The sequence below is a fragment of the Ornithinimicrobium kibberense genome, from assembly GCF_006519705.1.
In the GTDB taxonomy this organism is placed as follows: domain Bacteria; phylum Actinomycetota; class Actinomycetes; order Actinomycetales; family Dermatophilaceae; genus Ornithinicoccus; species Ornithinicoccus kibberensis.
The window spans coordinates 34,336-60,208 of record NZ_VFXM01000005.1; the positions used below are offsets into that span (position 1 = coordinate 34,336).

At 75.1% G+C, this 25,873-nt stretch carries 22 protein-coding genes; 12 read left to right on the forward strand and 10 right to left on the reverse strand.

The window, feature by feature from the left end:
• Positions 1-39 precede the first annotated feature (39 nt).
• The 4 genes from FJR00_RS05165 (at position 40) to FJR00_RS05180 (ending at position 3,845) form a co-directional block, all read left to right on the forward strand.
• Positions 40-843, forward strand: coding sequence for a YwiC-like family protein (locus tag FJR00_RS05165; RefSeq protein WP_238330320.1), 804 nt, complete (start codon positions 40-42; stop codon positions 841-843).
• A gap of 113 nt (positions 844-956) precedes the next feature.
• Positions 957-2,228: an aspartate kinase gene (locus FJR00_RS05170; RefSeq protein WP_075957053.1), complete on the forward strand. Its 1,272-nt coding sequence runs from the start codon at positions 957-959 to the stop codon at positions 2,226-2,228.
• 5 nt (positions 2,229-2,233) lie between these two features.
• Positions 2,234-3,343, forward strand: a complete 1,110-nt coding sequence (locus FJR00_RS05175) for an aspartate-semialdehyde dehydrogenase (protein WP_141337898.1) — start codon at positions 2,234-2,236, stop codon at positions 3,341-3,343.
• Between the two features lie 31 nt (positions 3,344-3,374).
• Positions 3,375-3,845 (forward strand): hypothetical protein, encoded by a 471-nt coding sequence (locus FJR00_RS05180; protein ID WP_141337765.1) that lies wholly within the window; start codon positions 3,375-3,377, stop codon positions 3,843-3,845.
• Between the two features lie 7 nt (positions 3,846-3,852).
• Here the strand turns inward: FJR00_RS05180 and FJR00_RS05185 are convergent, their stop codons facing one another.
• Both FJR00_RS05185 and FJR00_RS05190 read right to left on the reverse strand, forming a co-directional pair.
• A complete protein-coding gene (locus FJR00_RS05185; protein ID WP_141337766.1) occupies positions 3,853-4,077 on the reverse strand; it encodes a DUF3046 domain-containing protein in 225 nt (74 codons plus the stop codon).
• A 9-nt stretch (positions 4,078-4,086) separates the two neighbouring features.
• Positions 4,087-5,013 carry an AEC family transporter gene (locus FJR00_RS05190; protein WP_181409501.1) on the reverse strand — a complete coding sequence of 309 codons (927 nt, stop codon included), beginning with the start codon at positions 5,011-5,013 and terminating at the stop codon, positions 4,087-4,089.
• A 72-nt stretch (positions 5,014-5,085) separates the two neighbouring features.
• Between FJR00_RS05190 and FJR00_RS05195 the strand changes: the two genes are divergently transcribed.
• On the forward strand, positions 5,086-6,930 hold the full coding sequence (locus tag FJR00_RS05195; RefSeq protein WP_141337768.1) for a carboxyl transferase domain-containing protein: 1,845 nt from the start codon (positions 5,086-5,088) through the stop codon (positions 6,928-6,930).
• 59 nt (positions 6,931-6,989) lie between these two features.
• Here the strand turns inward: FJR00_RS05195 and FJR00_RS05200 are convergent, their stop codons facing one another.
• Positions 6,990-8,930 (reverse strand): ABC transporter ATP-binding protein, encoded by a 1,941-nt coding sequence (locus FJR00_RS05200; protein ID WP_181409502.1) that lies wholly within the window; start codon positions 8,928-8,930, stop codon positions 6,990-6,992.
• On the reverse strand, positions 8,927-10,879 hold the full coding sequence (locus tag FJR00_RS05205) for an ABC transporter transmembrane domain-containing protein (RefSeq protein ID WP_141337769.1): 1,953 nt from the start codon (positions 10,877-10,879) through the stop codon (positions 8,927-8,929). The genes FJR00_RS05200 and FJR00_RS05205 overlap by 4 nt, the downstream gene beginning before the upstream one ends.
• Before the next feature lie 109 nt (positions 10,880-10,988).
• Between FJR00_RS05205 and FJR00_RS05210 the strand changes: the two genes are divergently transcribed.
• The 6 genes from FJR00_RS05210 (at position 10,989) to FJR00_RS05235 (ending at position 18,761) form a co-directional block, all read left to right on the forward strand.
• On the forward strand, positions 10,989-11,189 hold the full coding sequence (locus tag FJR00_RS05210; protein WP_075957048.1) for a hypothetical protein: 201 nt from the start codon (positions 10,989-10,991) through the stop codon (positions 11,187-11,189).
• Between the two features lie 25 nt (positions 11,190-11,214).
• Positions 11,215-16,128: an Lhr family ATP-dependent helicase gene (locus FJR00_RS05215; RefSeq protein ID WP_181409503.1), complete on the forward strand. Its 4,914-nt coding sequence runs from the start codon at positions 11,215-11,217 to the stop codon at positions 16,126-16,128.
• A gap of 23 nt (positions 16,129-16,151) precedes the next feature.
• On the forward strand, positions 16,152-16,985 hold the full coding sequence (locus FJR00_RS05220; RefSeq protein WP_238330322.1) for a DMT family transporter: 834 nt from the start codon (positions 16,152-16,154) through the stop codon (positions 16,983-16,985).
• A 73-nt stretch (positions 16,986-17,058) separates the two neighbouring features.
• On the forward strand, positions 17,059-17,637 hold the full coding sequence (locus tag FJR00_RS05225; protein ID WP_075957045.1) for a peroxidase-related enzyme: 579 nt from the start codon (positions 17,059-17,061) through the stop codon (positions 17,635-17,637).
• Between the two features lie 30 nt (positions 17,638-17,667).
• Positions 17,668-17,853, forward strand: a complete 186-nt coding sequence (locus tag FJR00_RS05230) for a hypothetical protein (RefSeq protein WP_141337772.1) — start codon at positions 17,668-17,670, stop codon at positions 17,851-17,853.
• A gap of 50 nt (positions 17,854-17,903) precedes the next feature.
• Complete coding sequence (locus FJR00_RS05235) at positions 17,904-18,761, forward strand: DNA-formamidopyrimidine glycosylase family protein (RefSeq protein ID WP_141337773.1); 858 nt, start codon at positions 17,904-17,906, stop codon at positions 18,759-18,761.
• Between the two features lie 28 nt (positions 18,762-18,789).
• Here the strand turns inward: FJR00_RS05235 and FJR00_RS05240 are convergent, their stop codons facing one another.
• The 6 genes from FJR00_RS05240 to FJR00_RS05265 are packed head-to-tail and all read right to left on the reverse strand — an operon-like array spanning position 18,790 to position 25,249.
• Complete coding sequence (locus FJR00_RS05240; protein WP_141337774.1) at positions 18,790-19,254, reverse strand: rhodanese-like domain-containing protein; 465 nt, start codon at positions 19,252-19,254, stop codon at positions 18,790-18,792.
• Between the two features lie 40 nt (positions 19,255-19,294).
• Positions 19,295-19,633 carry a helix-turn-helix domain-containing protein gene (locus tag FJR00_RS05245; RefSeq protein WP_075957041.1) on the reverse strand — a complete coding sequence of 113 codons (339 nt, stop codon included), beginning with the start codon at positions 19,631-19,633 and terminating at the stop codon, positions 19,295-19,297.
• A gap of 3 nt (positions 19,634-19,636) precedes the next feature.
• Positions 19,637-20,206, reverse strand: a complete 570-nt coding sequence (locus FJR00_RS05250) for a CinA family protein (protein WP_141337775.1) — start codon at positions 20,204-20,206, stop codon at positions 19,637-19,639.
• Complete coding sequence (pgsA, locus tag FJR00_RS05255) at positions 20,203-20,808, reverse strand: CDP-diacylglycerol--glycerol-3-phosphate 3-phosphatidyltransferase (protein WP_141337776.1); 606 nt, start codon at positions 20,806-20,808, stop codon at positions 20,203-20,205. Before pgsA ends, FJR00_RS05250 begins: the two co-directional genes overlap by 4 nt.
• On the reverse strand, positions 20,805-22,298 hold the full coding sequence (rimO, locus tag FJR00_RS05260) for a 30S ribosomal protein S12 methylthiotransferase RimO (RefSeq protein WP_141337777.1): 1,494 nt from the start codon (positions 22,296-22,298) through the stop codon (positions 20,805-20,807). Before rimO ends, pgsA begins: the two co-directional genes overlap by 4 nt.
• A gap of 41 nt (positions 22,299-22,339) precedes the next feature.
• Positions 22,340-25,249, reverse strand: coding sequence for an FtsK/SpoIIIE family DNA translocase (locus tag FJR00_RS05265; RefSeq protein WP_377465665.1), 2,910 nt, complete (start codon positions 25,247-25,249; stop codon positions 22,340-22,342).
• A 105-nt stretch (positions 25,250-25,354) separates the two neighbouring features.
• Here FJR00_RS05265 and FJR00_RS05270 point away from each other — a divergent pair, with 105 nt between their 5' ends.
• Positions 25,355-25,816, forward strand: a complete 462-nt coding sequence (locus tag FJR00_RS05270; RefSeq protein WP_141337779.1) for a 2TM domain-containing protein — start codon at positions 25,355-25,357, stop codon at positions 25,814-25,816.
• Positions 25,817-25,873: the final 57 nt, after the last annotated feature.

The window sequence follows — 25,873 nt, forward strand, 5'->3', positions numbered from 1 at the left end:
CGCGTGTCCGGGCCACGTCGCCTCACTACACTGTGTCGTATGAACGCGCCGCCGACCGCCCCCGCCGTCCGCCGGACCAGGCCCGCGGCCGCCCGGCGGACGCGACGCCGTCGCCCGCCCGGCTGGGTGCCCAACCAGCACGGCGCCTGGGCGATGCTCGCCGCCCCCCTGCTCGTCGGCACGCTGGCGACCGGACCACGCTGGCCGCACCTGCTGCTGACGGCCTTCTGGTTCGCCGGCTACTTCGCGTTCTTCGCCACCACCCTGTGGCTGAAGTCCCGTCGCCGCCCGCGCTACCTGCCCCCGGTGCGGGCCTACGTGGCGACCGCGACGGTGCTCGGCCTGCTCCTGCTCCTGCTGGAGCCGACCCTGGTGCGCTGGGCCCCGCTGTTCGCCGTCCCCCTCGGCGTCGGGATGGTCGCCTCCGCCACCCGGCACGAGCGCGCCCTCCTGGCCGGGCTGGCCACCGCGGCCGGGTCCAGCCTCATGACCGTCGTCGCCTACGACCTGGGCCCGGGCGACCGGTGGGCTGCGGCCTGGACGCTCACCGCCGTGCTGGCGGCCTACTTCGCCGGCACCGTCTTCTACGTCAAGAGCGCGATCCGGGAGCGCGGCAACACCGGCTTCCTCCTGGTGTCGGTCGGCTACCACCTGGTGCTGGCCGTCCTCGCGCTCGCCCTGCTGCCGGAGCCGGCCCGCGTGCCGTTCGCCGTCCTCGCGCTGGTCCTCGCCGCCCGCGCCGCCCTCGTGCCGCGGCTGGGCTGGACCCCTGCCCGGCTGGGCGTCGGCGAGATCGTGGCCACCCTCGTCGTGGTCGTGCTGGCGCTGGCCACGCTCGCCTGACCCTTCCGCGGCGTCAACGAACGACGGGCCTCTCCCCTACACTGGCTGCCAGTCCGGGACCCCCGACGCCGACGTCACCCCGTGCTCCCCCTGCCCCCTGCCCAGGAAGCACCATGGCCCTGCTCGTGATGAAGTTCGGCGGATCCTCCGTCGCCGACGCCGAGGCGATGCGCCGCGTCGCCCGCCGCGTGGTCGCCGCCCACCGCTGCGGCGACCGGGTCGCCGTCGTCGTCTCGGCGATGGGCGACACCACCGACGAGCTGCTCGACCTGGCAGCCCAGATCGCCGACGGCCCGCCGCCCGAGCGGGAGCTGGACATGCTGCTGTCCGCCGGCGAGCGCATCTCCATGGCCCTGCTGGCGATGGCCATCCAGGACCTGGGGGTGCCGGCCCGCAGCTTCACCGGCGCCATGGCGGGGATGCGCACCGACACCTCGCACGGCCGCGCCCGGCTGCTCGACGTCCGGCCGGACCGCGTCCGGGCCACCCTGGAGGAGGGTGGCGTCGCCATCGTCGCCGGTTTCCAGGGCATCTCCACCGACGACGACATCACCACCCTGGGCCGCGGCGGGTCGGACACGACCGCGGTCGCCCTCGCCGCCGCGCTCGACGCCGACGTGTGCGAGATCTACACCGACGTCGACGGGCTCTACACCGCCGACCCGCGGATCGTGCCCACCGCGCGACGGGTCACCCGGCTGACCATCGAGGAGACCCTTGAGATGGCCGCCCACGGCGCCAAGATCCTGCACCTGCGGGCGGTGGAGTACGCCCGCCGCTTCTCCGTCCCGCTCCACGTCCGCAGCAGCTTCTCCGACCAGGAGGGCACCTGGATCCTCGTCGGCCGACCCCTCACGGAGGACACCATGGAAGAACCGATCATCGCCGGCATCGCCCACGACCGGTCGCTCGGCAAGGTCACCGCGGTCGGGATTCCCGACCGCCCCGGGGCGGCGGCCGCCGTGGTCGGCGCGGCCTCCCGCGCGGGCGTCTCGATCGACATGATCGTGCAGAACGTCTCGACGTCCGACGCGGCGACCTCCGACATCTCCTTCACCATCCCCGAGACCGACGGGCCGACGACCGTGGCCGCGGTGCGGGCGCTGCAGGACGAGATGGGCTTCGGCGACGTGCTCTACACCTCCCACGTGGGCAAGCTCTCGCTCGTGGGGGCCGGGATGCGGTCCAACCCGCAGGTCGCCGCCCAGCTGTTCGCGGCCCTGGCGGACGCCGGGGTGAACATCGAGATGATCAGCACCTCCGAGATCCGGATCTCGGTGATCTGCGACCAGTCCGACCTCGAGGACGCCGTCCGGGCGGTGCACACGGCCTTCGGGCTGGACGCCGAGGACGAGGCCGTGGTCTACGGCGGGACGGGTCGGTGAGCGCCGTGGCACGCCACCTGCACGTGGCCCTGGTGGGGGCGACCGGACAGGTCGGCGCGGTGATGCGGCGGCTGCTGTCCGAGCGCGACTTCCCCGTCGCTTCCGTGCGCTACCTCGCCTCCGCCCGCTCCGCCGGCACCGAGCTGCCCTGGGACGGGTCGGCCAACGGCCTCGAGGGGTATGCCGAGGCGCGCCGGATCGTCGTCGAGGACGTGGCCACCGCCGACCTGACCGGCATCGACGTGGCCCTGTTCTCGGCCGGCGGGTCCGCCTCGAAGGAGCACGCCCCCCGCTTCGCCGCCGCCGGTGCGGTCGTGGTCGACAACTCCTCCGCCTGGCGGATGGACGAGGCGGTGCCGCTGGTCGTCAGCGAGGTCAACCCGCAGGACGTCGAGCTCGCGCTGGGCCAGGGCGGGTCGCGGATCGTGGCCAACCCCAACTGCACGACGATGGCCGCGATGCCGGTGCTGCGCCCGCTGCACGCCGAGGCCGGTCTCGAGCGGCTGCGGGTGGCCACCTACCAGGCCGTCTCCGGGTCCGGGCTGGCCGGCGTCCGGGAGCTGGCCGACCAGGTCCGCGCGGCCCTGGCCGGCGAGGAGCCGGTCGAGTCGCTGACCCACGACGGGTCGGCGGTGACGCTGCCGGAGCCGACCGCCTACGTGGCCCCGATCGCGTTCAACGTCCTGGCCATGGCAGGGGACCTCGTCGAGGACGGGGAGACCTCCGAGGAGGTCAAGCTGCGCAACGAGTCCCGCAAGATCCTCGGCGTCCCCGGGCTGGCGGTGTCCGGCACCTGCGTGCGGGTGCCGGTCTTCACCGGGCACAGCCTGGCCGTCCACGCCGAGTTCGGCCGCCCCGTCACGCCCGAGCGGGCCACCGAGCTGCTCGGCCGGGCCCCCGGGGTCGAGCTGGCCGACGTGCCGACGCCCCTGCGGGCCGCCGGGCAGGACCCCTCGTTCGTCGGCCGCATCCGTGTCGACCGGTCCGTGCCGGACGGGCGGGGCCTGGTGATGTTCGTGGCCAACGACAACCTGCGCAAGGGGGCGGCCCTCAACGCCGTCCAGATCGCCGAGCTGCTGCTGGAGCACGACCTGGGCGGGCCGGCCAGCGGATGACAACGGTGCTGCGGGCGGCCACAGTGGGAGCATGACCGACACCCCCAGCACCGCCCTGACCGAGGACGAGCAGGCGCTGGTCAAGCGCTCCGCCTACGGTGCCATCGCCCTGGTCTCCCGCTCCGACCCCGGCTTCCTGGCGATGTTCAAGGAGTCGATGGCCGGGTCCAGGGCGTTCCAGGAGGCCCCGCCCGGCGTGCAGGAGCTGCTCCGCGAGGGCGGCTTCCCCACGCCGGTCACCGGCTCGCCCGAGGAGGTCGAGCGGACCGTCCTCGACGAGCTGTCCCGGGCCGTCGACGTGCTGAGGGCCAAGGCGCCCGCCCAGGCGGAGGGCTACCGGGACGTGGTCCTGGCCGCGGCTGACCGGGTCGCGCAGGCCTCCGACGGCGTCGCGCCCGAGGAGCAGGAGATGATCGGGCGGATCAGGCAGGCGGTCTCCGGGGGGCTGGCCGGCGACCCGCCCGTGGGGGACGCGGCCGCGGACGCACCGCGGCAGGACTGAGCCCGACCTAGGAACGGCTCCGCCGGCGGTCGGGCAGGTGGTGGTGCTCGGGCGGCACGTCGAGGTCGCGGACCACGGCCCGCCACACCTGCCGGACGGGTTCGCCGTCGGCCAGCGCCTGCTCGACCGTGCGGCTGCCCAGCGACCCCAGGGCCTGGTCCTGGGCGACGAGCGCGGCATACCCCTGCCCGAACTCCTGCTCCATCAGGGCCCAGAACTCGCTCAACCGCACCCCGTCAGCCTACCCACCGCCGAGCAGCGCCACGACCAGCACCATCGCCGGCGCCGCCAGCACGGTGGTGGCGAAGACGCTGTCCCGCGCGATGTCCTCACCCCGCCCGTAGGCCACCGCCAGCACGAAGACGTTCTGCGCCGTCGGCAGCGTGGACATGACCACCACGGCCAGCACCTCGGGGCCGGGCAGGCCCATGAGGGGGCCGGCGACCAGTCCGGCGACGGCGGGCATGAGCCCGAGCTTGAGCAGGACGACGGCACCCAGCTCGGCGAGGTTGCCCCGCCCGCGCGGCACCGGGGACAGGCGCAGCGAGATGCCGAACGCCAGCAGCATCCCCGGGATCGCCAGGCCGCCGACCAGCTCGGCCGGCCCGCGGACGACGGGCGGCAGGCTCACCCCCGACAGCGCCACCGCGAGGCCGAGCAGGCTGCCGATCGTCAGCGGATTGGTGACCGGGGAGCGCAGCAGCCGCCCCACCGACACCCGGCCGGACTGGCTGGCGTCCAGCGCCGCCAGCCAGGCCGGCTGCAGGACGAGCAGCTGCATGAGGATGATCGGCGCCGACCAGGACGGGTCGCCCAGCACGTAGATCGCGATCGGCAGCCCCAGGTTGTTGGAGTTGACGTAGCTCACGCTCATCCCGCCCATGAGGGCGTGGGTCAGGCTGCGGCGCAGCACCACCCGGGCCAGGAGGAGGTATGCCGCCGCCGTCACCACCACGCCCGCCACCGTCGCGACGAGGAAGCCGGAGAAGATGACGCCCACGTCGGCGTCGGCGACGACGAGGAAGAGCAGCGCTGGCGAGCCGACCCAGAAGGTGAGCCGGGCGAGCACCTGCTGCTCGGTGCGGCCGAAGAGACGCGTGTGCGCGAGCAGCCAGCCGACCGCGACGACCGCCGCGATCAGCCAGAAGCCCTGGAGGACGGCCGCCATGCCGGGCATTATCGCCGGGGCCGACCCGTTACCTGTCAGTAGGGTCCTCCGCCCGCTGCTAACCTGCGTGGAATGCGCGATCCGGGCCGCCCCGACCACGGCGAGGACCACGACCTCCACGACGACTACGTCACCGGCGACGGTGGCGTCACGCCCGACCTGCTCGACCTGCGCCCCCGCCCCGCCCGCACCCTGGCCTCGCTCTTCGAGCGGCGCCCGGGCCTGAACCCGACGGAGGCCGTCCGCGCCTTCATCGGGGCCGTGGGGCTGCAGGAGCGCTACGGGCACCTGCGGGTCGTCGACGACCTCATCGGGCTCCAGCGCCGGGTCGGGGACACGATCGAGCGCTACACCGACAAGCTGACCAGCGCCGAGGCCCGCAGCGGGTCCACCGAGTCGGCGAAGTTCGGCATCGGGCACTTCGGGGACCAGCGGGCCGTCGTCTACGTCGTCGACTGGGCCTTCTTCGCCGGGTCCCTCGGCGAGGTCGCGGGCGAGAAGTTCGTGCAGGCCGCCGAGCTGGCCGAGCGCGAGAAGCTGCCGCTGGTGAGCATGGGGGCCTCCTCCGGGGTGCGCCAGCACGAGAACGTGCTGGGCCTGATCCAGATGCAGCGGATGGCCGCGGCGGCCAACAAGTTCCAGCACACGACCAACCGGCCCTATATCAGCGTGCTGGCGGGCCAGGTGTGGGGCGGCATGTCGGCCAGCGCCGTCCCCGCCGCGGACCTCATCGTCGCCCTGGAGGGCACCGACTACGGGTTCGCCGGGCGGCGGGTCATCGAGACCTTCGAGGGCAAGGAGGTCCCCCGGGGCCTGCAGAGCGCCGAGGCCAACTACCTGGACCGCAACGTCGACGTCCTCGTCAAGGACGTCGACGAGCTGGTCGAGCTGCTCACCCGGCTGTTCGCGGCGGGCCGCTCCACCTCCCGCATCCGCGACCGGCGCCGGGCCGACGACCGGGGCACCGAGGGCACCGGCCGGGAGATCGCCGTGGGGCCGGAGGGCTTCTCGGCCGCGCTGTGGGACCGTCAGGTCGTCGAGCGTCGGGTCCACCTGCCCCGGGACCGCCGCGACCGGGGCCGCGCGACGGCCGGGGAGACCCTGCTCGCCCGCTACAACGAGATCGCCGCCGGGGCCGGCCGGCTGGACACCGAGTTCCTGCTGCGCACGGTCTTCGACTCGGCGGTGCCGTTCTACAACCACGTGCGCTTCGACGAGGACACGATCTACCCGCACGTCGTGGCCGCGCTGGCCACGATCGGGGACCACTCCTTCATGGTGGTCGGCGACCAGCCGTCCTACCGGATCAGCGGGGACTACGTGGGCAAGCGCCCGCCCAACCCGGGCCCGGAGGACTACGAGTACGCCGTGCGGATGATGGACGCGGCCGAGCGGTGGGAGCTGCCGGTCGTCTTCCTCACCGACACGCTGGGTGCGCTGCCGACGATGGCGGCCGAACGGCGCGGCCAGTCGCGGGCCATCGCCCAGTGCATCAAGCGGGCCGCCTCGCACCCCTACCCGACCGTCGCGGTCATCACCGGGGCGATGGGCAGCGGCGGCGGGCTGGCCACGACCCCGTTCGGCCGGCACACGGTGATGTTCGACAGCGCGCTCGGCTTCGTCTCCGAGCCGCGCTCGACCGCCACGATCCTCTACAACGTGGCCAACCCCTCGGTCGAGCAGGTGGCGATGACGCTGGAGACGATGAAGGCCTCGGCCGACGACCTGCGCGCCCAGGGCCTGGTCGACACCGTCCTCGAGGACGGCGACCACCCGCGCGCCACGGCCCTGGCGCTGCGCGCGGCGGTCGTGGAGGGCTACAACGAGCAGCACGGGCTGAGCCCGCGCCGGCTACGGCAGAAGGCCGACGACCGGCTCCGGCCGCGCACCCTGGGCAAGCTGTCCTCGGGCGACTGACCCCGGCCGTCCTCGTCACCCGCCGCCTCCTCCCACGGGGCCGCCGCGCCGGGGCCGGTTCAGCTGGTCCAGGCGCGCCAGAGGGCGGCGTACTCCCCCTCGGCGGCGACGAGCTCGTCGTGGCTGCCCAGCTCGACGATGCGCCCGTCCTGGACGACCGCGATCCGGTCGGCGTCGTGCGCGGTGTGGAGCCGGTGGGCGATCGCCACGACCGTGCGGCCGGTGAGCAGCGCGTGCATCGAGCCCTCGAGGTGGCGGGCGGTGCGCGGGTCGATGAGGCTGGTCGCCTCGTCGAGGATGAGCGTGTGGGGGTCGGCCAGGAGAAGCCGGGCCAGGGCGACCTGCTGCGCCTGGCCGGGGGTCAGCACGTGGTGCCCGGACCCCAGCACCGTCCCCAGCCCGGCCGGCAGGGCCCGGACCCAGGCGGCGGCGTCCACGGTGGCCAGCGCACGCCATACCTCCTCGTCGTCGGCGTCCTCCCGCGCGAGGGCGACGTTGTCGCGCACCGTGCCGCGGAAGACGTGGTGCTCCTGGGTGACCAGGGCCACCCGGCGGCGCAGCTCCTCCAGGGGCAGGGCGACCAGGTCCACGCCGCCGACGGTGACCGAGCCGGTCCGCGGGGCGTGGATGCCCGCGAGCAGCCGGCCCAGGGTGGACTTGCCCGACCCGGAGGGGCCGACGACCGCCAGCCGCTCGCCGGGCCGCAGCGCCAGGTCGACGCCGTGCAGGACGTCCTCGCCCTCGCGGTAGGCGTAGCGCAGGTCGCGGCCGGTGAGCTCCTCCCCGTCGGGGCGCTCCGTCCCCGGGGTGCGGTCGGGCGGGACCTCGGCGATCCCCAGCAGCCGCGTCGTGGAGGCGATCCCCACCTGCAGCTCGTCGACGACCCCGACGAGCCGGTCGAAGGGCCCGTAGAAGGTCTCGATGTAGAGCATCGCCGCGGTGATCTGCCCGAGGGTGACCACCCCCCGGGTGTAGAGCAGGGCCCCGATCCCCAGGGTGACGACCCGGGGCAGGGAGAAGGCCAGGTCCATGACGACGAAGAGCACGTTGCGCAGGACCAGCCCGTAGCGCTCGGCCTCGGCGCTGACCTCCACGTCGTCCCGTGCCGCCCGGCGACGTTCCTCCTGCAGCCCGAGGGCCTCGACGGTCCGGGCCCCCTCGACGGTCTCGGTCAGGGTGCTGCCGATCCGGCTGTAGGTGGCGCCCTCGAGCAGGTATGCCGCGGGCGCCCGGCGCAGGTAGCGGCGCACCTGCTCCAGGGACAGGGTGGCGGTGACCAGGGTGGGCAGGGCCAGCAGCCAGGAGTTGACCACCATCGCCACGACGGTCAGCCCCAGGGTGACCACGCCGATGACGAACTCGGGCAGGGCCCAGCGCACCGCCCGGCTCATGGACGCGACGTCCCGGGTGACCCGGGTGACGAGGTCGCCGGTGCCGGTCGACTCGACCGTGCCCAGCGGCAGCCGCAGGACGGCGCGCACGACGTGCTCACGGGCCTGGGCCAGCACGTCCTGGCCGAGCACGGAGGCCAGCCACTTGGCCAGGTGGGTCAGCACGGCCTGGGCCACGAGCACCCCGGTGACGACCGCGACGAAGGTGCCGACGGTCGAGGAGGACGGGGCGCCCCCGGCGTCCACGACCGCGTCGACGAGCCGCCCGAGCAGCAGCGGCACGGCGAGGGCCGCGGCCGCGGCCAGGCCGTTGGCGAGCACGACGAGCAGGAAGAGGGGCGCCCGCGCGCGCAGCAGGCCGGCCAGGTAGCGCAGCACGGTCGGCGTCGGCGCCACCGGCAGGCCCCGCTCCGGCGACAGGGCCGTGACCAGGTGCTCCTCGGCCCGCCGGCGTCGCAGGTCGTGCCGCTGCCACAGCGCCCGGTGGCGCTCCCGCAGGCCGGCCGATCCCGGGGGCGGCGGCTGCAGGGCCTGCGGCACCGCCGGACCGTCCTCACGCCGGTCCGCCCAGGTGGCGGCCCGGTCCGACGGGGCGGGGGTGGTGCTCACGGCGCCTCCTGCGGGGTCGCCGCGGGAACGGTGGCCGGGACGTCTGCAGGGTCGCCACGCAGCACGGTGCGCCGGTAGCCCTCGTGCCCGGCGACGAGCTCCTCGTGGGTGCCGGTGGCCACCACCCGGCCGTGGTCGAGGAGGGCCACCTCGTCGGCGTGGTGCAGCAGCAGCGGCGAGGCGGTGACGACCACGGTGGTCCGGCCGCGTCGGTGGTCCGGCAGGCGTCCGGCGACGAGGGCCTCCGTGTGGGCGTCCACCGCGGAGGTCGGCTCCACGAGCACGAGCACCGGGGCGTCGGCGGCGAGGGCCCGGGCCAGGACCAGCCGTTGCCGCTGCCCGCCGGACAGGCCGCGGCCGCGCTCGTCGAGCCGGCCCTGCCACCCGCCCGGCAGCACGTCGTAGACGTCCTCGGCGGCCGCCGCCCGCAGTGCGGCCTCGGCGGCCGCGTGGTCCAGCCGGGCGTGCGGGTCGACCGCCTCCTGCAGGGTCCCGGAGAACACCTGCGCGCCGGTGTCGCTGACGAGCACGAGGCGACGCACCTGCTCCAGCGGCAGCTCGGCCAGGTCGACCCCGCCCAGGGTCACCCCCCAGGGACCCTGCGCCAGCTCCTCGTCGGAGCGCTCCAGGTCGGCCCGGGCGACCTCCCTCTCCCGCCGGGCCAGCGTGCGGGCCCGCCGGCCCCCGCCGGTCTCCTCGTCGTCCTCCTCGGGGACCCCGTCGGTGGCGGGCAGGTAGCGGCCGAGCCGGTCGGCCAGGGCGGCGGCGTCGTCGGGCACGGCGGCGACCACCATCGTCAGCCGGCCGGGCCGCACCCGCAGCCCGGAGGCGGCGTCGACCAGCTCGCCCCGGCCGAGCCGGGCGAGCTGCTCCTGGGGAGCCGGGTCCCGGCGCGGCCAGGGGTCCGGGGTCCCCAGGACGCCCACGGTGCGGCGGGCCGCCACGACGGACCGGGTCAGCTGCTGGGCGGCCTCGAAGACCACCCGGATGGGCTGGACCAGGAAGAGGGCGTAGCCGAGGAAGGTCACCAGCTCGCCGACCTGCAGGTCGCCCGCCCGCACCCGGTCGACCCCCAGCACCATGAGCGCGACGACGAAGAGGCCGGAGAGCAGCACGCCGACCGCCTCGACGAAGGCGCCCCAGGCCCCGGCCCGCACCCCGGCGTGCCGGACCCGCTGGCTCTGCCGGGCGTAGTTGTCGCCGAAGGTGCGCTCGCCGCCGATGCCCCGCAGGATGCGCAGGCCGGCGACGATGTCGGTGGCCATCGAGGTCAGCTCGGAGTCGCGGGACCGCTCCCGCGTCTGGGCCGCGGACAGCGGACGCAGCAGCACGGAGGAGACGACCACCAGGAGGGGGGCGACCAGGAGGACGACCAGCCCCAGCGGCACGGACACCTGGAGGACGATGACGGCGACCAGCGCGTAGGCCACGACGTTGCCGACGAGCCGGGAGACGATCTCGACGAAGTGGCCCAGCTGCTCGCCGTCGCTGCCGTTGACGCTGAGGACCTCGCCCGTGGCCGCCCGCCGGGGCAGCACGTGCCCCAGGCGCGCACCCTGGTGGGTCACCAGGAAGGTCTGGCCGTAGGAGGCCACGAGCCAGGAGCGCACGACGACCGTGTGGTAGAAGGCGCCGCTCGCGCCGCCGACGAGGGTGACGACGAGCAGCACGAGCAGCCAGAGCACGAGCCGCTCCTGGTCGCCGGCGAGGACGCCCTCGTCGAGGGCCCGGCCCAGCACCCAGGGCGTCAGGGCCGCGGGGAGCATCCACAGCAGGCTGCACAGGCAGGCGGCCAGGATCAGGTCCGGCTGCTGCCGCAGCACCCACCACAGCAGGCGCAGCGGCCCGCGCGTGTCCGGCACCCCGATCGTCGTGGTCGGGGCGTCGGAGGAGGACGCGGTGCCGGCCGGGGCCGTCCAGGCCGTCACCGTGGGAGGGAAGTCGCGCATGGCGAGGAGCAAGCCTAGGCCCGCGGGTCGGCGGGCCACCACAGGTTTTCGCCCGCCCCAGGGGGGTGAGAGGATGGACGCGCCCGCACCCGCACCGTGGAGGAGACCCGTGAGCACTCGTCAGGACCTGGCCTGGTGGCAGAAGCTTCTGGTGACCGCGAAGCTGTGGCGCCCGCCGCACCGCACGCTCCACCACGAGGTGCGCGACATGGAGCGTCCGGTGCCCCCGCCCGTGACCGGTGCGCACGGCAACCGGGTGGTCACCGCCACCCGTCGCCGGCTCGTCCCGCAGAGCGACGACCAGGTCTGAGACCTCCCCGTGGCACAGTGATCCGGTGACGCCGGACGCCACCACGGTCCTCGACCGGTTCTCCACCGCCACCCGCGCGTGGTTCGAGGCCTCCTTCCGTGCGCCCACGCCCGCCCAGGTGGGCGCCTGGGACGCGATCAGCCGGGGTGAGCACACCCTGGTCGTCGCCCCCACCGGCTCGGGCAAGACGCTCTCGGCCTTCCTGTGGGCGATCGACCGGATCGTCGCCGACCCCCCGGACCGGCGCGACGGAGCAGGAGCCGGCCGCTGCCGGGTGCTGTACGTCTCCCCCCTCAAGGCGCTCGCCGTCGACGTCGAGCGCAACCTGCGCTCCCCGCTCGTGGGCATCGGGCACGCGGCGACCCGGCTCGGGCAGCCCTCGCCCGCGGTGTCCGTCGCCGTCCGCTCCGGCGACACCCCCGCCGCCGAGCGGCGCGCCTTCGCCAAGGACGGCGCGGAGATCCTCATCACGACGCCGGAGTCCCTCTTCCTGCTGCTCACCTCGCAGGCACGCTCGGCGCTCGCGGGCGTCGAGTCGGTGATCGTCGACGAGGTCCACGCCGTCGCGGGCACCAAGCGCGGCGCCCACCTGGCCGTCACGCTCGACCGGCTCGACGCCCTGCTGGAGCGGCCCGCCCAGCGGATCGGGCTGTCCGCGACCGTCCGCCCGGTCGAGGAGGTCGCCCGCTACCTCGCCGGCGGACGCCCCGTCACCACGGTCCAGCCGCCGTCGACGAAGCGCTGGGACCTGCAGGTCGTGGTCCCGGTCCCCGACATGTCCGACCCGGGGGCGGCCGAGCTGCCCGGTCGCCGGGACGGCGCCCCGGCCTCCCGGGCGACCGCGAGGGACCTGGCCGACCGTCCCGACGACTGGGCCGACCCCGTCGGCACCGGGCCGGTCCTGCCCGACCTCGACGGCGAGGCGGGCGAGGTGTGGGAGCCGGCCGTCGACCCCGAGGAACGGGCCTCCATCTGGCCGCACGTCGAGCGTCGCGTCGCCGACCTCATCGAGCAGCACACCTCCACGCTGGTCTTCACCAACTCCCGCCGGGTCGCCGAGCGCTTCACCTCCCGGCTCAACGAGGACCGGGACGAGCGGCAGGCCCCACCGACGGCCGACGGGGCGGACGACGACGGACCCTCCCCCGCCGCGCCCGCACCCCATACCTCACGTCCGCCGGCCCAGGTCATGGGCCAGGCCGGCTCGTCGGGGTCGGCTCCCCCGGTCCTGGCCCGCGCCCACCACGGGTCGGTGAGCAAGGAGCAGCGCGCGGTCATCGAGGACGCGCTCAAGACCGGGCAGCTGCCCGCCGTGGTCGCGACCAGCAGCCTGGAGCTCGGCATCGACATGGGCGCGGTCGACCTCGTCGTCCAGGTGGCCAGCCCCCCGAGCGTGGCCTCCGGGCTGCAGCGCGTGGGGCGGGCCGGGCACCAGGTGGGGGCCGTGAGCGAGGGGGTGTTCTTCCCCACGCACCGGGCCGACCTCGTCCAGACGGCCGTCGTCGTCGACCGGATGCGTGCGGGCATGATCGAGCAGCTGCGCGTCCCCGCCAACCCCCTCGACGTCCTCGCCCAGCAGGTCGTGGCGATGGTGGCCATGGACGAGTGGCCGGTCGCCGACCTCTACGAGCTGGTGCGCCGGTCCGCCTCCTTCGCGGCGCTGCCGCGGCCGCTGTTCGAGGCGGTGCTCGACATGCTCGCCGGGCGCTACCCGGGCGAGGACTTCGCCGACCTGCGCCCGCGGGTCGAGTGGGACCGGGTGAGCGACACCCTCACGGCCCGCCGCGGTGCCCAGCTGCTGGCCGTCACCTCCGGCGGCACCATCCCCGACCGGGGCCTGTATGCCGTGATGCTCGCCACCGGCGAGGGCCCGGGCCGGCGCGTGGGCGAGCTCGACGAGGAGATGGTCTACGAGTCGCGGGTCGGCGACGTCTTCACCCTGGGCACGACCAGCTGGCGGATCGAGGACATCACCCACGACCAGGTGCTCGTCACCCCGGCGCCCGGGCAGATCGGCCGCCTGCCGTTCTGGAAGGGCGAGGCGCAGGGCCGCCCCGCCGAGCTCGGGGCGGCGGTCGGCGCCTTCGTGCGCGAGACCGCCGGGCTGCCCCCCGACGCGGCGCGGGAGTCGCTCACCGCCCGCGGCCTGGACCCGTGGGCCGCCGACAACCTCGTCACCTACCTGCAGGACCAGCGGGAGGCCACGGCGCACCTGCCCGACGACCGGACCGTGGTGGTGGAGCGCTTCCGGGACGAGATCGGCGACTGGCGGGTGGTCGTCCACTCGCCGTGGGGGCGGCCCGTGCACGGGCCGTGGGCGCTGTGCCTCGCGGCGCGGATGCGCGAGCGCTACGGCACCGACGTGCAGGCGCTCGCCGCCGACGACGGCATCGTGCTGCGCCTGCCCGACCTCGGGTCCTGGGACGAGTCCGACACGCGCGTCGACTCGCGGGAGGAGCAGGCCCGGCTCGACGCGGAGATCGCCGAGCTGCTCACGCTCGACGCCGACGAGGTCCCCGACCTGGTGACCCAGGAGATCGGCGGCTCGGCGCTGTTCGCCTCCCGGTTCCGCGAGTGCGCCGCGCGGGCGCTGCTGCTGCCGCGACGCAACCCGGGGAAGCGGCAGCCGCTGTGGCAGCAGCGGCAGCGCTCGGCCCAGCTGCTCGAGGTCGCCTCCCGCTACCCCACCTTCCCGATCGTCCTGGAGGCCGTCCGGGAGGTCGTGCAGGACGTCTACGACGTGGAGGCGCTGGTCGGGCTCATGCGCCGGATCGCCGGCCGCGAGGTGCGTGTGGTCTCGGTCTCCGGCGCCTCGCCGTCGCCGTTCGCGCGGTCGCTGCTCATGGGCTACGTCGCCCAGTTCCTCTACGAGGGCGACTCGCCGCTGGCCGAGCGCCGGGCGGCGGCGCTGTCGCTGGACCCGGCGCTGCTCGGCGAGCTGCTGGGGCGCGGCGAGGGCGCGGCGCTGCGCGACCTGCTCGACCCGGAGGTCGTGGCCCGGACCGCGGCCGAGCTGCAGCGGCTCACGCCCGAGCGGGCGGCCCGCGACGCCCAGGACGTCGTCGACCTGCTGCGGGTGCTGGGCCCGTTGTCCACCGACGAGGTCGTGCAGCGCGCGCAGGAGGAGGTCCGCGGGAGGGTGCCGGCCTGGCTCGCCGAGCTGGCGGAGGCGCGGCGCGTGATCGAGGTGCGGATCGCGGGCGAGCAGCGGTGGGCCGACGCCCAGGACGCCGCCCGGCTGCGCGACGCGCTCGGCACGGCCATCCCCGTGGGGGTTCCTGCCGCCTACCTCGAGGGGCTCGAGGACCCGCTGGGCGACCTGGTCGTGCGCTACGCCCGCACGCACACGCCGTTCACGCTGGCCGACCTGTCGGGCCGCCTCGGGCTCGGCGCCGCGGTGGTGCGCGACGCCGTCCGCCGCCTGGTCTCCTCCGGGCGGGTCGTCGAGGGGGCCCTGGTGCCCCACGGCACGGGGCACGACGACCTGTGCGACGCCGAGGTGCTGCGGCTGCTGCGCCGTCGTTCCCTGGCGGCGCTGCGCCAGGAGGTCGAGCCGGTCCCCCAGGCGACCTACGCCCGGTTCCTGCCGCGCTGGCAGGGCGCGACCGGGCTGGGCTCCGGCGGCGGGGAACGGCTGCGCGGGGTCGACGGGGTGCTGCGCACCGTGGAGCAGCTGGCCGGCGCCCGGCTGCCGGCCTCGGCCCTGGAGTCCCTCGTCCTGCCCGCCCGCGTGCTCGACTACTCCCCCGCGCTGCTCGACGAGCTGATGACGGCCGGCGAGGTCCTGTGGCAGGGCCACGCCAGCCTCCCCGGCGACGACGGGTGGGTGTCCCTGCACCTGGCGGACACGGCATACCTCACCCTGGCGGAGCCGGAGCCGCTCGAGGGCGACGCCGCCGCCCAGGTGCTGGAGCTGCTGGAGCGGGTGCCCGGGGGCGCCTACCTCTTCCGCTCCCTGTCCGACGCCCTCGGCGCGACCGACGACCAGGCGCTCCTGACCACCCTGTGGGACCTGGTGTGGTCCGGCCGGGCGACCGCCGACACCTTCGCCCCGGTGCGCGCCCTGCTCGGGGGTGGCCGGACCGCGCACCGGGCCCGTCGGGCCCCGGCCCGCGGCGGACGCTGGTCCCGCTCGTCCGTGGCGCTCGCCCAGCGGCCCTCCCGGCCCCCGATGCCGGCGCGCTCCGGACCGCCCACCGCGACCGGACGCTGGTCCCTCCTGCCGGAGGTGGAGGGCGACGCGACGGTGCGCGCCCTGGCCACCGCCGAGCAGCTCCTGGACCGCTACGGCGTGCTCACCCGCGGGTCGGTCGTGGCGGAGGGGATCCCCGGAGGGTATGCGGGCGTCTACCGGGTGCTCGCGACCGCCGAAGAGGCCGGTCGCGTGCGTCGCGGGTACGTCGTGGAGGGCCTGGGCGCGGCCCAGTTCGGCACCGCCGGCGCGATCGACCGGCTGCGGGCCCTGGACCGCGAGGACGAGCAGCCCGGCCGCTCCCCCGACGTCGTGCTGCTGGCCGCCACCGACCCCGCCAACCCCTTCGGGGCAAGCGTCCCCTGGCCGGACCGGGCCGCCACCGCGTCGCCCGACAGCGGGACGAGCCCGCCCGCGCAGGACGCCGGCGAGGCGACCACGACCCACCGGCCGGGGCGCAAGGCAGGGTCGATGGTGGTGCTGGTCGACGGTGCGCTGGTCCTCTACCTCGAGCGGGGCGGACGCACCGCGCTCACGTTCCCCCCGCCGGCACACCTCGACCCGGCAGCGGTCTGGCCCGGCGTGGCCGGCGTCCTGGTCGACGCGGTCCGGTCCGGGGCCCTGCGGGCGTTGACCATCTCCCGCGTCGACGGCGGCCCGGCGCTCGGCTCGTCCGCACCGCTGGCGGCCGCCCTCGTGGAGGCCGGTTTCCACACCGCTCCGCAGGGGCTGCGCCTCAGGCGCTGAACGTCCGTGGTCGAACTCCTCCCGTGACTCGACACGCCGGCGCGACCGCCGCCGTGCTCTCGGCGGGAGGTGCGGCCGCGCTGTGGGGCACGACCGGCACCGCGCGGGCTCTCGGCCCGGACGGCGCGGACCCCGTGGCCGTGGGCGCGCTGCGCATCCTCCTGGGCGCCGCCGTGCTCGCCGTCCTGGCGGTGTCGACCCTGCGCCGCCCGACGACCCGACGGGCGCGGCCCGGTCGGCTCCCCCTCGGGGTCGTGATGCTCCTCGGGGGCGTGTGCGTGGCGGCCTACCAGGCCTTCTTCTTCGTCGGCGTCGACCGGGCCGGGGTGGCCGTCGGGACGGTCGTGGCCCTGGGCACCGCCCCTGCGGCCACGGGGGTGCTCGGGCTGCTGCTGGGTGAGCGGGCCAGCCGCAGGTGGGTGCTGGGGACCGCCACCGCGGTCGTCGGGGTCGCCCTCCTCGTCGCCGGGGCCGGGGTCGCCGACCGGTCCGTCGACCCTCCTGGTGTCGCGGCCGCCCTGGGTGCGGGCGTCTCCTACGCCGGCTACACCGTGGCCGCGCGCACCCTGCTGCTGCGTGGTGCGCGCGGCATCGTGGTGATGGCCGCCTTCTTCGGGGTCGGTGCCGTGCTGCTGGTCCCCGTCCTGCCCGGGGCCGACCTGTCGTGGCTGGGCACGGCACCCGGCGCCCTCATGGTGCTGTGGCTCGGTCTCGTCGCCACGGGGGTCGCCTACGTCCTCTTCCAGCGGGGTCTCGCGGTCCTGCCCTCGGTCTCGTCGCCACGCTCTCGCTCGCCGAGCCGGTCACCGCCACCGTGCTGGGCGTGCTGGTCCTGCACGAGCACCTCTCCCTCCTGACCGCCGTCGGCGTCGCGGTCGTCCTGCTCGGGCTGGCCCTGACGGCGCGGCGCCGGTCGCCTAGATTGGCGCCATGAGCAGCGTCGCCGACCCGTCCGTCTCCGCCCTCCCCCTTCCCGCCCGAGAGGACGTGCCCGAGGGCGTGCGTCGGCTGTGGGACAGGTCGCGGGAGGTGTTCGGCTTCGTCCCCCACGTGTTCGTCGCCCAGGCCTACAACGGCGAGCAGTTCCAGGCGTGGTGGAACTACTTCAACCTCCTCGTCAACAAGGAGGGCCACCTCACCAACGCCGAGCGGGAGCTCCTGGCCGTCGTCGTCAGCGGCCTCAACCGCTGCACCTACTGCGCCGTGTCCCACGGCGCCGCGCTGCGCCACCACACCCAGGACCCCGTCACCGCCGACCTCGTGGCGGTCAACTGGCGCCAGGCCGACCTGTCCGAGCGGGAGGCCGCGCTCTGCGCGTACGCCGAGAAGCTGACCCTCACCCCCGCCGAGGTGACCCCGGACGACCTCGGGCCCCTGCGCGCCGTCGGGCTCGACGACCACCAGATCCTCGAGGCGGTCCAGGTCATCGGCATGTTCAACATGACCAACCGCATCTCTACGGCGCTGGCGATGGTGCCGAACGTCGAGTACCACTCGCAGGCACGCTGACCGGCCGACCACGGCGGGGATCTGGTCGCTGTGGCCCTCGCGGTCTGCCTCCTCGGCCTGCGCGCCGAGCGGCGCCTGGTGCACCTCTGGCAGGCCGTCGAGGCGGTCCGGGAGGCGCTGGCCTACGACGTGCTGCCCGTCGACGGGGTGGCCGACCGCCTCGCCCTGGTCGACAGCGCCGGCGGCCGCCGGTGGCTCCTCGACCGGGTGGTCTGACCCTCACCTGACCTACGGTGTGCAGGTGAGCAGCACCGGAGACGGACGACGTGCCCGAGGGTGACGCCGTCTGGCGGACCGCCCGCCGCCTGCACGGGTCGCTCGCCGGGGCGGTGCTCGAGGGCAGCGACCTGCGCGTGCCCTCGCTGGCCACGACCGACCTGTCGGGCCGCCGCACGGTCGAGGTGGTGCCCCGGGGCAAGCACCTGCTCCACCGGGTCGAGGGCGGCCTCACCCTGCACAGCCACCTGCGGATGGAGGGCTCCTGGCGGGTCCACCCGGTGGGGCGGCGGCACGCCCTGGGCCGGGCGCACACCGTCCGGGCCCTGCTGTGGACCTCGGCCCGGGTGGCGGTCGGCGACTCCCTGGGCATGCTGGACCTGGTCCGCACCACCGAGGAGCACCGCGTGGTCGGGCACCTGGGACCCGACCTGCTGGACCCCGCCTACGACGCGGCGCAGGCGCTGGCGAACGTGCGGTCCGACCCCGGGCGGACGATCACCGAGGCCTGCCTGGACCAGCGCAACGTCGCCGGGATGGGCACGATCTTCACCGCCGAGCCGCTGTTCCTGCACGGGATCGGCCCCTGGACCCCGGTGGGCGAGCTGGCGGAGACCCAGGTGGCCGAGCTGCTCGCCACGGCGCGCCGCCTCCTCGTTCTCAGCTGCCGGGTCGGCCGGACCACCGTGACGGGGAGGGCCGACGTAGGTGCCGACGACGCCTGGGTCCACGGGCGGGTCGGACTGCCCTGCAAGCGGTGCGGCACCACCGTGCGGCTGGCCCCGGTCGGCAGGCAGCCGCAGCAGCGGGTGATGTTCTACTGCCCGACCTGCCAGGGAGGCCTGGCACCCACCGACGACGGTGCCCGGCAGACGCCGCTGGGCCACGGCCGGCGCAGCTACGGCTAGCGCGCTCCGGCCGCCCCGGTCCGGCCGCTCAGCCGGTGACGACGGGCAGGCCGGCCGCCTGCCAGGCGCCGATCCCGCCCTTCAGGTGGGCGACGTCGGAGAAGCCCTCGCCGACCATCGCGGTCAGCGCCTGCCCCGACCGGTTGCCGGACTGGCAGTAGACCGCGTAGCGCTCGTCCCGGTCCAGCTCGCCGATCCGCTCCTGGAAGTCCGCGGACTGCAGGTCGACGTTGACGGCGCCGGGCAGGTGTCCCTGGGCGAACTCCGCCGGCGTCCGCGCGTCCAGCACGACGGTCCCGTCCTCGGCCACGCGCTCGGCGAAGGCGTCGACCCCCAGGTCGGGACCGGCCTGGTCGGCCTGCGACGAGACCGCGCTGGTGGCCGGGGCGGGGACGTCCTCGGCCGTCCCACCTGCGCAGCCCGCGAGGAGCGCGGCGACGGGGGCCAGGACCAGAAGGCGACGGACGGCGGGGCGACGGGCGAGGGAGCGCATGCGCCCATTATACCCCCAGGGGTATGCGGTGAAGGTCGCGTCAGGCGGCGGGGACGACCTGGTCGCGCCGGCGGCGCACCTGGTCCTGGCGCAGCGGACGGGCCAGGCCCTCCGTCAGCAGGGCGGTCATCTGCGTGTCGGCCGCCTCGGTCAGGCTGATCCGGTCGGCGACGTCGGAGAGCATCTGGGACAGGGGCAGGTCCAGGGCCCGGCAGATGGAGGCGAGCAGCTCGGAGGAGGCCTCCTTCTCCCCCCGCTCGATCTCGGAGAGGTAGCCCAGGGAGCAGGAGGCCTCGGCGCTCACCTCGCGCAGGGTCCGACCCTGGCCCTGACGGCGCTCGCGCAGGACGTCACCCAGCTCACGACGCAGCAGCACCATGCCTCAACCCTCCTTCGCATCCTCCGACGACCGGATCTCTACCGTACCCGCCCCCACCGACAGCTGCCGAACGACCTGCTCGAGCAGCTCCAGCACCTGCGTCACGGTCGCGTCGCGGACCTGCCGGCGAGAGCCCTGCAGGTGCAACGCCCGGTGCACCTGCCCGTGTTCCCCGACGACCGCCACGTGCACCGTCCCCACCGGGTGCCCCTCGCTGGGGTCGGGCCCGGCGACGCCCGTGGTCGCCAGCCCCCAGTCGGCACCGAGCAGCCGGCGCGCGCCGTCGGCCATCGCCAGCGCGCAGGGGCCCGACACCGCCCCGTGGGCCTCCAGCAGGGCGGCCGGCACGCCCAGCACGTCACGCTTGACCCCGGTGGCGTAGGAGACCACCCCACCTCGGACCACCGTGCTGGACCCCGGGACCTCGGTGAGCGCCGCGCAGACCAGCCCCCCGGTCAGGGACTCGGCGGCGGCCACGGTCTCCCCCCTCCCCCCGAGCAGCTCCAGCACCCGCGCGGCGGCACCGGGGGCCGGGCCGCCGCAGGACCCCGACCCGTCGGCCCCCGTGCTCACGACGTGCGACGTGGTCGGAACGCCTGCCACACGTAGTCCACCCCCGTGACGACGGTGACGACCACCGCGGCGTAGGCCATCCACATCCCCAGGGTGCCGAGCAGGCCTCCGACGGGCACGAGCAGCAGGGTGATGGCCAGCGCCTGCAGCACGGTCTTGAGCTTGCCCCCCTTGCTGGCGGGGATCACGCCCCGACGGATGACGACGAACCGCATGAGGGTGATGCCGACCTCGCGGACCAGGATGACCACCGTGATCCACCACGGCAGCGCCCCCACGAGCGACAGCCCGACGAGCGCGGTCCCGGTGAGGGCCTTGTCGGCGATAGGGTCCATCAGCTTGCCGAAGTCCGTGATCAGCCCGTCGCGACGGGCGAGGAAGCCGTCGACCCAGTCGGTCGCGATGGCGACGACGAAGACGAGGGTGGCCCACCACCGCCAGGCCGCGTCCTCCCCGCCGTGGGCCAGCAGCAACCAGCCGAACAGGGGCACCATGAGGATGCGCAGGACCGTCAGGGCGTTGGGCACGTTCCAGGGCGAGGCCTGCGGCGCCGCGGCGGCGGTGGCCACGTCCGGACCGTCCGGGTCGTGCGGGCCGATCACGGGGCCTCCTCGCACGGCACGGCCACGAGGTCGACCCCCTCGGTGGCGACCACCCGGGCGGTGACCAACGAGCCGACCGCCACCTCGGGCACGGCCCCGTCCGCGGACTGCAGGTAGGTGACCCCGTCGACGTCCGGTCCCTGCTGGCCCGCCCGACCGACCAGCCGGCCGTCGTCCTCGTCCAGCGCCTCCACCAGCACCTCCACGGTCGTGCCGACACGTTCCTCGGCCCGCTGGGCCGTCAGCTCCTCGACGAGTGCGCTCACCCGCCCGACGCGCTCCTGCACCGTCGCCTCGTCCAGCTTGCCGTCGTACCCCTCCGCCTCGGTGCCGTCCTCGTCGGAGTAACCGAACACGCCGACCACGTCGAGGCGCGCGGCCTCGAGGAAGGCGGTCAGCTCGGCCAGGTCCTCCTCGGTCTCGCCGGGGAAGCCCACGATGACGTTGGTCCGGATGCCCGCCTCCGGCACCCGGGCGCGCACCTGCTCCAGGAGGGTGAGGAAGCTCTGCCGGTCGCCGAAGCGTCGCATCCGCCGCAGCAGCGGCCCGGAGGCGTGCTGGAAGGAGATGTCGAAGTAGGGGGCCACCCCGGGGGTCCCGGCCATCGCGTCCAGCAGGTCGGGACGGATCTCGGCCGGCTGGAGGTAGGAGACGCGGACCCGGTCGATCCCCTCGACGGCGGCGAGCTCGCCGAGAAGCCCGTCGACGAGGCGCAGGTCGCCCAGGTCCTTGCCGTAGGAGGTGGTGTTCTCGCTGACGAGGAACACCTCCCGCACCCCGCGCTCGGCCAGCCAGCGGGCCTCGGTCAGGACGTCCTGCGGGGGGCGGGAGACGAACGCGCCGCGGAACATCGGGATGGCGCAGAACGCGCACCGCCGGTCGCAGCCGGAGGCCAGTTTCAGGGGCGCCCAGGGGCGTCCGTCCAGCCGGGCGCGGACCACCCGGGGGCCGCTGGGCGGGGCGACCTGGGACAGTGGGGCGCCCGTCTCGTCCCCGGCGGGTCCGGGCGAGGGCGCCGCGACCTGCTGGTGGCCGGGCAGCGACGGCGTCGGACCGGAGGTGTGCCGTGCCGCCGGTGCGAGCGGGAGCAGGGTGCGCCGGTCACGGGGAGCGTGGGAGGCGGGCCGCTCGCCGGCCAGGATCCGACGCAGGTGGCCCGACATGTCGGTGTAGGAGTCGAACCCCAGGACGGCGTCGGCCTCCGGCAGCTCGGCGGCCAGCTGCTCGCCGTAGCGCTCCGCCATGCAGCCCACGGCCACGACCTTCTGCGTGCGTCCGGTCCGCTTGAGGTCGTTGGCCTCCAGCAGCGCGTCGATGGAGTCCTTCTTGGCCTGCTCGACGAAGCCGCAGGTGTTGACCACGGCGACGTCCGCCTCGGCCGCGTCCTGCACCAGGGTCCACCCCTCGGCGGCGAGGCGTCCGGCGAGCTCCTCGGAGTCGACCTCGTTGCGGGTGCAGCCGAGCGTGACGACGGCGACGGAGCGGGACATGCCCGCCAGTCTACGGTCGGCCGGGACGCCGGCCCGCCTGCTCAGTAGCGCTCCCTGCCTCCGCGGTCGGTCAGCCCCCAGGCGTCCTCTGACTCCTCGTCCTCGGCCTCCTCGACCCGGCTGCCGGAGACGGGGTCCCCGTCGTAGGCGGGGTTGCGGCCGATCACCGGAGGCGTCGGCTCGGCCCCGGTCTCCTCGTCCCAGGCCTCGTCCACCGGCCCGCCCTCGTCGACGACCTCGGCCGCGAGGGCGTCGAAGGGGGCGCTGTCGGTCTCCGGCTCGGGCCGCGGCGGCGGGTCGTCGCCCCGCAGCAGGGCGAGGGTCTCCTCCATGTCGTCGGGCTTGACGAGCACGTCGCGGGCCTTGGAACCCTCGGACGGGCCGACGATGCCACGGGACTCCATGAGGTCCATCAGGCGGCCCGCCTTGGCGAAACCGACCCGCAGCTTGCGCTGCAGCATCGACGTCGAGCCGAACTGCGTGGTGATGACCTGCTCGGCGGCCTGCAGGAGCAGCTCGAGGTCGTCGCCGATGTCCTCGTCGACCTGCTTCTTGGCGGGGGCGGCGACGACCTCCTCGACGTACCGCGGCTGGAGCTGGCCGGTGACGTGGACGACCACGTCGTGCACCTCCGACTCGGCCACCCAGGCCCCCTGGATGCGCATCGGCTTGCTGGCGCCCATCGGCAGGAACAGCGCGTCGCCCTGGCCGATGAGCTTCTCCGCACCGGGCTGGTCGAGGACCACCCTGCTGTCGGCCAGCGAGGAGGTCGCGAACGCCATCCGGCTGGGGACGTTGGCCTTGATGAGACCGGTCACCACGTCCACCGACGGCCGCTGGGTGGCCAGCACGAGGTGGATCCCCGCGGCCCGGGCCAGCTGGGTGATCCGGACGACCGACTCCTCCACGTCGCGGGGGGCGACCATCATCAGGTCCGCCAGCTCGTCCACGACCACCAGCAGGTAGGGGTAGGGGTGCAGCTCGCGCTCGGACCCGGGCGGCGGGGTGATCTTGCCGGCCCGGACGGCCTTGTTGAAGTCGTCGACGTGCTTGTAGCCGAAGGCCGACAGGTCGTCGTAGCGGTGGTCCATCTCCTTGACCACCCAGGCCAGCGCCTCGGCGGCCTTCTTGGGGTTGGTGATGATCGGGGTGATCAGGTGCGGGATGCCCTCGTAGGCGGTCAGCTCGACCCGCTTGGGGTCGACGAGGATCATCCGGACCTCGTCCGGGGTGGACCGCATGAGGATCGAGGTGATCATCGAGTTGACGAAGCTCGACTTGCCGGAGCCGGTGGCCCCGGCGACGAGCAGGTGGGGCATCTTGGCCAGGTTGGCGATGACGTAGCCGCCCTCGACGTCCTTGCCCACGCCCATGACCATGGGGTGGGTGTTGTTGCGTGCGGCCTGGCTGCGCAGGACGTCGCCGAGGTTGACGTTCTCGCGGTCGGTGTTGGGGATCTCGACGCCCACGGCCGACCGGCCCGGGATCGGGGAGAGGATGCGCACGTCGGCCGAGGCGACGGCGTAGGCGATGTTCTTGGACAGGGCGGTGATCCGCTCGACCTTGACCCCGGGGCCCAGCTCGACCTCGTACCGGGTGACGGTCGGGCCCCGCATGAAGCCGGTCACCTGGGCGTCGATGTTGAAGTCGTCCAGCACGCCCGTCAGGGCGTCGACGACCCGGTCGTTGGCCTCCGAGCGCTCCTTGTGGGGGGCCCCGGGCTTGAGCACGGAGGGGTCGGGCAGCGTGTAGGTGACGTCACCGGCCAGCTGCAGCTGCTCCACCCGCTGGGGCAGCGGGTTCGTCGGGGGCGCCTCCAGCTGGGGCTTGGACGGGACCTTGTCGGGACGCTTCTGCCCCGGCCGCACCGCCGGGATCTCCTCGGTGCGGTCCCCCTCGGCACGCCCCCGGTTCCCGGCCCGCCCGGGAGCGGACCCCTGCACGGTCCGGGCCGCGGTGGCGCCGGCCTCGGCGGGTGCTCCGGCACGGCGGCCGCGGGCGGGTGACCCGTCGCGCGACCCCGCCCCCGCCGGTGCGTCCGCGCCTGCCTGGGCCGCGTCCGCGCGTGCCCCGGCCCGCAGGGAGCGCCCCTTCGCGGTGCCGTCCACCTGGGCGGCCTGCTCGAACGCCACGTCGCCGTCGCGCTCGTCCAGGTGCGCACGGGAGCGGCGGCGGCGGGGCAGCACCTCGCCGGTGACCGGGTCGACGCGGTCGAACCGGGCCGAGTCGAACAGCTGCTGCTCCAGCTCGCGCAGGCGGTCCGGGATACGGTGCACGGGCGTGCGGGTCAGCACGAGGAAGCCGAACACGGCCAGCAGCCCCAGGACGACGGCCGCACCCGTGGCGGTGATCGCCGCCGAGAGCATCGAGGAGGCGATAAATCCCAGGATGCCGCCCGAGGCCTGCATGACCGCGGGGCCCTCGGCGTAGTCGGGGGCGCCGGTGGCCAGGTGGGTCAGCCCGCTTCCGGCCAGGAGCAGGGCCACCGTGCCGATCGACATCCGGTTGGTCGCCTGCTGCTCGCCCGGGCGACGGAACAGGCGCACGGCGAAGAAGAGCAGCACGACCGGCAGCACGAGCGCCACCCGGCCGAAGGTGCCGGCCGCCACGGCGTGCACCGCGTCGCCGAACATGCCGTCCAGGCCCCACCACTCGCGCAGCGCCACGACGAGCGCGAGCGCCAGCAGGAGGAACCCGGCGCCGTCGCGGCGGTGCTCGGGCTCCAGGTCGCGGGCCGTGTCCGTCATCGCGCGGACGGTGCCGCCCGTGGCCCCGGCGATCCCGCGGAAGGCCTTGCCCGGCAGGGACGGGCCCTCCTGGCCCTGGGCGGCGGATCCGCGGCCGGAGGTGCCGCCCCGGCTCCCCGAGCCCGAGCGGCTGCGAGGTCGGGTCGAGGCACCGCTGGTGCCGCCGGAGCGGGTGCGGGACGTCGAGGTCGCAGTCTTGGCCACGCTCGCACCGTACGCCAGATCACGCCTGCACCACGTGTCACACGCCCTGCACCCGCACATCGGGCGGCCCCACTACCGTGGGCAGGGAGCACTGGAGGGAGCACCATGGACCGACCGCCCCTGCCCGCCCCCGGCGAGGACCCACGCCCCGACCCGGCGCGGCCGGGCGCCCCGTCCCCGGTCGACCCGGCCGACGACCCCCGGCTGCGTGCACAGGCCAAGCGCCAGCTCGAGGCCCGGGCCGGCTTCCGGCAGCACCTGACCGTCTACCTGGCCGTCATGGGCCTGCTCACGGCCATCTGGCTCGTCTCCGGCGGGGGCTACTTCTGGCCCGTGTGGCCGGCCATGGGGTGGGGGCTGGCCGTGGTCCTGCACCTCGCCTCGTTGCGGTGGGACGGAGAACCGTCCGAGACCCAGATCGCCGAGCAGGCCCGACGGCTCGCCGCCCGGGAGCAGGGCGGGCCCCGGCAGGCGCTGGACGGAGGGCGCCGGGGCACCGGTCGGCCCGGGGCTGCCCCCGCCGAGCCGGAGCATCCCTGGGACGAGCCCGGTCCCCGGGACGTGTGAGGGCCGACCGCGTCGGCCCCGTGACGTGAAGAACCGCCCTGCTGCCCGCTCGGGGGG

Excerpts from the sequence above, each read along its gene's own strand:
- FJR00_RS05165 (WP_238330320.1), top strand. The coding sequence starts at position 40 with ATGAACGCGCCGCCGACCGCCCCCGCCGTCCGCCGGACCAGGCCCGCG.
- FJR00_RS05170 (WP_075957053.1), top strand. The coding sequence starts at position 957 with ATGGCCCTGCTCGTGATGAAGTTCGGCGGATCCTCCGTCGCCGACGCC.
- FJR00_RS05180 (WP_141337765.1), top strand. The coding sequence starts at position 3,375 with ATGACCGACACCCCCAGCACCGCCCTGACCGAGGACGAGCAGGCGCTG.
- FJR00_RS05190 (WP_181409501.1), bottom strand. The coding sequence starts at position 5,013 with ATGGCGGCCGTCCTCCAGGGCTTCTGGCTGATCGCGGCGGTCGTCGCG.
- FJR00_RS05195 (WP_141337768.1), top strand. The coding sequence starts at position 5,086 with ATGCGCGATCCGGGCCGCCCCGACCACGGCGAGGACCACGACCTCCAC.
- FJR00_RS05205 (WP_141337769.1), bottom strand. The coding sequence starts at position 10,879 with ATGCGCGACTTCCCTCCCACGGTGACGGCCTGGACGGCCCCGGCCGGC.
- FJR00_RS05225 (WP_075957045.1), top strand. The coding sequence starts at position 17,059 with ATGAGCAGCGTCGCCGACCCGTCCGTCTCCGCCCTCCCCCTTCCCGCC.
- FJR00_RS05240 (WP_141337774.1), bottom strand. The coding sequence starts at position 19,254 with ATGCGCTCCCTCGCCCGTCGCCCCGCCGTCCGTCGCCTTCTGGTCCTG.
- FJR00_RS05245 (WP_075957041.1), bottom strand. The coding sequence starts at position 19,633 with ATGGTGCTGCTGCGTCGTGAGCTGGGTGACGTCCTGCGCGAGCGCCGT.
- rimO (WP_141337777.1), bottom strand. The coding sequence starts at position 22,298 with ATGTCCCGCTCCGTCGCCGTCGTCACGCTCGGCTGCACCCGCAACGAG.
- FJR00_RS05270 (WP_141337779.1), top strand. The coding sequence starts at position 25,355 with ATGGACCGACCGCCCCTGCCCGCCCCCGGCGAGGACCCACGCCCCGAC.